This window comes from Bacillus sp. JST-5 (assembly GCF_057747715.1).
This window is the reverse complement of the sequence record NZ_JBYLHW010000035.1, coordinates 21,535-28,635: the sequence shown is the minus strand read 5'-3', so window position 1 is coordinate 28,635 and position 7,101 is coordinate 21,535. Positions and strand designations below refer to the sequence as shown.

Below are 7,101 nucleotides of genomic sequence, written 5' to 3'. Positions count from 1 at the left end.
ATCTATCCGCCTCATTTACTCGATATGACCTTCGACAGAAAGAGCTTTGTTTTGTTATGCAAACTCACTCAATCATATCTAGCCTTATATGAGGTTCGTGTTCCTCGGACCGGTGTTTTGCCTCCAGCTTCCTTCAGATTCCGCGTCACCACGGACACCCTTGCTCTTGGCTAACCTCTACTTCTGTCTTCGGGGTTCGGGACTTACACCCTATAGTTCATGTACATGCCGGGCGCACATAAAAAATACGCTTGGGAAGTCAAGCGTATTTTTCGTATAATATGTAAAATTAATTTACAGTGAAACCTTTTTCTAATTCCCAAAGTTTTTCAAAAAAAGGCTGTCCTTTTATAAGACCTTCACATAATTTTTCATGTTTTTCTGACCAACCATATTTGACTTCTTCATATAAGTGGTTCCAAGCTTCTTCAAAATTCATTTGTTGTATTTTTTCATATTCATTAGGAGACCATTCTGTATTCCAATATCGAACTTCTGCTGTATTTTTTGTTGAATACATTTGATCAAGGGCCATAAATAGTAATTGTTTCAACTGTCTTTCTTTTCTCGTCAACCCCATCATTAACTCTGGACTTGGAGAAAGGATATGATACTGCTTTTTGTTTTGAATGGTAAAATCATATTCTATTACTTCTTGATTTTCAATCATGTCATATACTAAATGCTCTTGTCTTGGAATTAATCGACTTTTTCTTATTGGAATTTTATAGCCTAACGTATCTACTACTAATATTCCGTTTCCATCCGTTACAATGAAACAATAATCTAATTGAATTCTTTCATGATTTTTCCTTAAATATGCTTTCTGATACACATCATCCAATAGTTTTTGGGGTAGTTCTGATAAATCGTTTTCAATATAATCGTATAAGGAAGATTCAATTTTTAAAAGGGGAACTTGATCTAATAATTCAATGCTGTCATCTTTTCTCCATTCATGAAAATGACATACGTTATATCCGTTTTCCTCACCTTCGAACCAGTTAACCCACACATCATGCAAATACATCATGTCGAACCCCTCGCTTCTTACTTTTGTCCATAAGTATAGGCAGCAAGGAGTAAAATTATTCCTAATTATCCAATGAACTTTTTTGGCTTAATAAACGCTTATAATATAGCAATGACCGAATCATTCAAAATTCTCTTTAAAAAAGTAGAAATTCTTTATTATATAATCTTAACTCAATTAATTGGGAAAGTTTGTAGTGATTCAATCTTTTTTGTTCGTCATAAAACAAAAAAATCTACCAGTTTAAATTGGTAGATTTATCTAAATGATTTTGGATTTAGTGCGTCTTTGATACCTTCACCAATAAAGTTGATCGATAATATTGTTAATGTGATAGCTAATGCCGGTGGAATCCAGATCCAAGGTTTATCTTGTAAAACGTCTGGTTCATTGGCATATGATAGCATGTTCCCCCAGCTAGGCGTATCTGAAGGTACACCGAATCCTAAATAACTTAAACCAGATTCAGCAACAATCATACTAGCAAATAAAATCGTTGCTTGAACGATAATTGTCGATAATACATTAGGAAGTAAATGTTTGATAATAACTTTAGTTGGTGAACATCCTATGGATATCGCTGCTAGTACATATTCATTCTCTTTCTCGGCAAGGATTTTACTACGGACAATACGGGCAACTCCACCCCAACTTAGTCCACTAATTACCATGATTAAAACCCAAACGCCACTAACTTTTCCAAATAAAATTGCGTTTAAAACGATAACGAATACCATGAATGGGAATGTAATAACAAAATCAGTGAAGCGCATTAATAAATTATCAACTACGCCACCGAAAAATCCTGCAATAGATCCAATTATTGTACCAATTAAAACAACGAATGCTGTACATGCAAGTCCAATAAATAATGAAATTCTACCACCATAAAGCAGTCTAGTAAACACATCTCGTCCACTTTTATCTGTTCCTAACCAGTGATCAGATGATGGTGGAAGAGACATAGAACCAAGATTGATTTTTACTATATCTTGCGTTGTAATATATGGTGCTAAGAATGAAATAATCGTTACGAAAATAAGAAAACTCAAACTTATCATCGCAAGTTTATTTTTTAAAAACTTTCTTCGAGCAATGGCCCATGGAGACATGCTCTTAGGTGGCTTTATTTTAACTGAAGTTTGTTTATCTGTCATAACTTCCATAGCCATTCCTCCTAATCTAGTCTAATTCGTGGGTCGACAATACAGTAAAGTATATCTGCCACTAAATTTCCGATTAAAGTTAAAATGGAGAACATCATCGTTAATGTCATTAATACAGGATAATCACGATTTGTTACAGAGCTTAAGAATAGTTGTCCAATTCCTGGATATGTGAAAATTGTTTCTGTAATAATGGCACCACCGATTAAGTTTACGATATCGAACCCTAAGAATGTAACTAATGGAATGATTGAATTTCTAAAAATATGAACATTGTAGATTTTGTTCTCTGAAGTACCTTTTGCACGAGCAGTACGAACAAAATCTTTTCTACTATTCTCTATAATATCATTACGCAAAAATTGCGTATAAGCTGCCGTATTTAATAATCCTAGTACTATTGCTGGTAGTAGAACGTGATGTAATCTACTAAGCCAGTATTCAATTGTTCCCTCTGGTATTGAAATATCTACTGATCCATTTGAAGGGAACCAACCAAGATTAAATGAGAAAATATAAATTGCAAATACCCCCGCAACGAAAGAAGGTAATGCAAGTCCAATATAGTTTGCTGTTGCAATCGTATTATCACCAATGGTGTATGGTTTTCGACCAGAATAAATACCCATCGCTAAAGCTAAAACATAAGTAATAATTAAAGAAGTTAAACTTAAGAAAACTGTATTTGGAATTCGCTCCATGATAATTTCACTTGCTGGTATTTTATAACGAGTAGATTTACCGAAATCACCTTGAAGGAAATTTGTTATCCAACGGAAATATTGTTGATAAATTGGATCATTGTATCCAAGCTTTTCACGCATTTGTTCGATATATTCCGGATCAGTATTCGCCGGATCGATTTCTCCACCAAATGAATCCCCTGGCATCATTTTTGCCAGGGAAAACACTATGATGGAGATAAGGAAAAGCATTGGAATCATGGCTAGTAATCTTCGAAGCGTATATTTAAGCATATGCATTCTCCTTATCTTCAATCAAGGAAACTATGAATTATTGTTTAATCCACCATAAATGAGGATCTTCCATACCTACAGGGCTAATTTTAACATCTTGTAGTCTGCTTGATATCGCATAAGCGTCTTTAAGTTCCATAATTGGAAGTAATGGTAATTCTTCGTTTACAATAGATTGCCATTTAACGTATAGATCTTTACGTTTTTGTTGATCAGTACCAACGATTGATACATCAACAGCATCTTCAAGTAATTTTTGAGCTTCTTCGTTTACCCAACGTGGGTAGTTCCAAACAGAGTCAATGCTCCAGATTGGTAGTGGATCTGGGTCAGCACCTGTACCCCAACCACCGTAGAATACTTCTAAAGATTCATGGTCTTTTTCAATTTGATCATAGTATAAGTTAACTTCTGTCATAGTAAGTTCAGATTTTAATCCTACTTCTTCCCAATATTGAGTGATCGCTCTTGCACGAGCTTCATAAGTTGGGTTACCAGTGTCATAGTGTGCAAATTTAACTATAAATTCTTTACCGTTTGGATCTTCACGGAATCCGTCGCCGTTAACATCTTTATATCCTGCTTCATCAAGCAATTGTTTTGCTTTTTCAGGATCATATGTGTATTGGTTTGGTAAATCTTTATCGTCTGCTGCAATCCAGTGAGCAGTTGGAACTGGACGGTTAACAGGGTTACCTAAACCACTGAAGAATGCATCAACCCAACCCTGACGGTCGATAGCATAAAGCATTGCTTGGCGTAATTTTTTATTAGCATATTTGTCTTTATCCATTACGCTCTTACCATCTTTAAACGTACCAAGTTTAAATCCGATGTAGTAGTAAGAAAGACCTGGAACTTCTTCGACTTTTACATTTTGTAATTTTTCGATTTCAGGAAGTAATGATGGATGGAATGCACTCATGTCAACTCCACCATTTTGTAATTCACCGACGATTAAAGAACCGTCAATTACTTTTACTACGATTTTATCAAGGTATGGTTTACCTTTCCAGTAGTCGTCAAAACGAACTAATTCTACAGATTCACCAGGAATAACTTTTGAAATTTTGAATGGACCAGTACCAATTGGGTTTAAACGTACTTGGTCAGATCCTAACCAGTCATCGATGTTAGTATTTCCAGCTAAATCTTTGAAATGGTTTCTGTTCATTGGATAAGTCCAAAGGTTTTCTAAGTTGTTTACACGAGCTTTGTCGAAAGTGATTTCGATTTCATAATCGTTGATTTTTTTCAAACCGGAAATAGAGTCTGCTTTACCTTCGTTAAATGCTTTCGCACCTTCGATAGTGTTAACGTTGGACCAACGTTGATGATCTGGACCAATTTTTGCAATTGTTTCAATTGCGAAAATCCAGTCGTCAACAACTAGCTCATCGCCATTGTGCCATTTAACACCTTTTTCAAAAGTAAATTTGTAAACTTTGTTATCAGTAGTTTCCCATTTTGCAATGTTTGGTTGTGGAACTAAGTTCTCATCAAATGTAATTAATCCATCAGTGTTGAAAGTTAAAATTTCAGCATCTGATTGGCCATCGTAGAAGTTGATATCTAGTAAACCTTTGAATTCAGCTTCCATTGCATAAGTTAAAGTTCCTCCAGCTTGTGGTCCAGAATCTTTGTTGTTGTCGCCGCCGTCACTGTTAGATGTTTCTTTCTTACCGCTACATGCAGCTAATACTAAAGAAAGAACAAGCATTAGTGACGTTAGCCATAAAAATGACTTTTTCATTTTTTTCCCCCCGAAAATGTTTTTGTTTTAATGTTATTAATTGTAAAGGATACAAGCTACTTGATGTCCTGGCTTCACCTCCTTTAAGGTAGGCTTAATTTTCGAACACTCTTCTTTAGCCATCGGACATCTAGTATGGAATGGGCATCCGGATGGCGGATTAACCGGACTTGGAACGTCACCTTTTAATATGATTCGTTCCTTTTTCTTTCTTGGATCCGGCTCAGGAATTGCTGAGATTAACGCTTGCGTATAAGGATGTAATGGCTCATCGTAAATGGAGTTACGATCGGCAATTTCTACTAAATTTCCTAAGTACATAACTCCTATTCGGTTGCTCATATGTTTAACGACACTTAAGTCGTGCGCAATAAACAAATACGTTAAGCCGAATTCTTTTTGTAAATCCTTCAACAAGTTTAACACTTGTGATTGCACGGAAACGTCCAATGCAGAAACTGGTTCGTCTGCAACAATCAATTTTGGTTTTAATGCTAATGCCCTTGCAATACCGATCCTTTGGCGCTGACCTCCAGAAAATTCATGCGCATATTTGTAATAAGCGTCTTCTGGTAAACCAACACGGTTAAGCAGTTGCATAACTTCTTCTTTTAACTGTTTTTTATCGTGTTTTCCGAAGTTCTTTAAAGGTTCGGCTACGATATCTCCGACCATTTGCATTGGATTTAAGGAAGCATATGGGTCTTGGAATACCATTTGAAAATCTTTACGTGCTTCCCGCAATGCTCTTCCTTGTAGTTTTGTAATATCTTTTCCTTCAAAAAGTATTTGCCCATCTGTAGGATTGAGCAAACGTAAAATGGTTCTTCCTGTTGTTGATTTTCCGCAACCGGACTCTCCAACTAATCCTAAGGTTTCCCCACGTTTTATTTGGAAGGAAACATCATCGACCGCTTTTACGTTAGCAATTGTTCTTCTAAAAAATCCACCTTTTACCGGATAATAAGTTTTTAAATTTTTTACCTCTAATAAAACTTCTGAATCTTTTGCGTTTTCACTCGCTAACGGTTGTATTTTTTCTACGCTGCTCATTGTACGTTCATCCCTTCCTTAGGTTTACTTGTTTCATACAATAAACAAGCAACCTCGTGACCTTTTTCCGTTTCAGCCAATTGTGGTGTAATTAATGAGCACTCTGGCATCGCATTTGGACAGCGAGCAGCAAATTTACATCCAACTTTTGGCATATTTTTTAACGAAGGTACAATCCCTTTAATCGAGTCTAGTACTTCTTTATCCTCATCCATTTTTGGTATCGCACCCATTAACAATTTTGTATATGGATGCTTTGGATCATAGAACAATGTATCGACATCGGTCTTTTCTACTATTTTCCCAGCATACATGACAATAACATCGTCGCACATTTCAGCTACGACACCTAAATCGTGTGTAATTAAAATGATGGACATATCATTAGTACTTTGGATTTCTTTTAACAAATCAAGAATTTGTGCTTGAACTGTTACGTCAAGTGCAGTTGTAGGTTCATCTGCAATAAGAAGTTTTGGTTGGCAAGCAATTGCCATTGCTATCATAACACGTTGCCTCATACCACCAGACAATTGATGTGGATATTCGTCAACAATTTTATCTGGACGAGAAATTCCAACACTTTTTAATAATGCAATTGCTCTTTGTCTTGCTTCCTGTTTGGTAATTTTCATATGGTTAAATAATGCTTCTTGTAATTGATAACCAATCGTAAAAACAGGATTCAAGGAAGTCATTGGTTCTTGGAAAATCATTGCAATGTCTTTTCCTCGAATCTTATTAATCTCTTTATCTGACATTTTTGATAAATCTTTTCCGTCAAATAAAATTTCTCCGCTACGAATCTCTCCGATCCCTTTTGGGAGAAGCTTCATAATCGATAACGACATCACACTTTTCCCGCATCCGGATTCGCCAACAATTCCTAATACTTGTCGAGAATTAACTTTAAATGAAACGTTGTCAACAGCATTATAATATTCACCATCGATTTTGAAGGCAGTTTCTAGGTTCTTTATTTCTAACAATGGTGTTTCTTTAGGTGAGTGTGTTAGTTTGCTCATGATACACCTCTAACTTTTTGAATTATTCAGTCAATTATTATGCTTGTATAAAATAGTATTACAATTTCATTACATTTGCAATACTTTTTTTCAC

6 protein-coding genes are annotated in these 7,101 nt (G+C 35.5%); all 6 read right to left on the bottom strand.

Going from position 1 to position 7,101, the window contains the following annotated elements; translation table 11 throughout:
- Positions 1–289: 289 nt before the first annotated feature.
- Entirely contained in the window at positions 290–1,033 is a 744-nt protein-coding gene (locus tag AC3ASS_RS08710; protein WP_488283138.1) for a DUF3603 family protein, read from the bottom strand.
- A 257-nt stretch (positions 1,034–1,290) separates the two neighbouring features.
- Positions 1,291–2,199: an oligopeptide ABC transporter permease gene (gene opp4C / locus AC3ASS_RS08705; RefSeq protein ID WP_488283137.1), complete on the bottom strand. Its 909-nt coding sequence runs from the start codon at positions 2,197–2,199 to the stop codon at positions 1,291–1,293.
- 11 nt (positions 2,200–2,210) lie between these two features.
- Positions 2,211–3,176 carry an oligopeptide ABC transporter permease gene (opp4B, locus tag AC3ASS_RS08700; protein WP_488283136.1) on the bottom strand — a complete coding sequence of 322 codons (966 nt, stop codon included), beginning with the start codon at positions 3,174–3,176 and terminating at the stop codon, positions 2,211–2,213.
- 37 nt (positions 3,177–3,213) lie between these two features.
- Complete coding sequence (opp4A, locus tag AC3ASS_RS08695; RefSeq protein ID WP_488283135.1) at positions 3,214–4,929, bottom strand: oligopeptide ABC transporter substrate-binding protein; 1,716 nt, start codon at positions 4,927–4,929, stop codon at positions 3,214–3,216.
- Positions 4,930–4,965: 36 nt separating this feature from the next.
- Complete coding sequence (locus tag AC3ASS_RS08690; RefSeq protein ID WP_488283134.1) at positions 4,966–5,982, bottom strand: ABC transporter ATP-binding protein; 1,017 nt, start codon at positions 5,980–5,982, stop codon at positions 4,966–4,968.
- Positions 5,979–7,007, bottom strand: a complete 1,029-nt coding sequence (locus tag AC3ASS_RS08685) for an ABC transporter ATP-binding protein (protein ID WP_488283133.1) — start codon at positions 7,005–7,007, stop codon at positions 5,979–5,981. The genes AC3ASS_RS08690 and AC3ASS_RS08685 overlap by 4 nt, the downstream gene beginning before the upstream one ends.
- Positions 7,008–7,101: the final 94 nt, after the last annotated feature.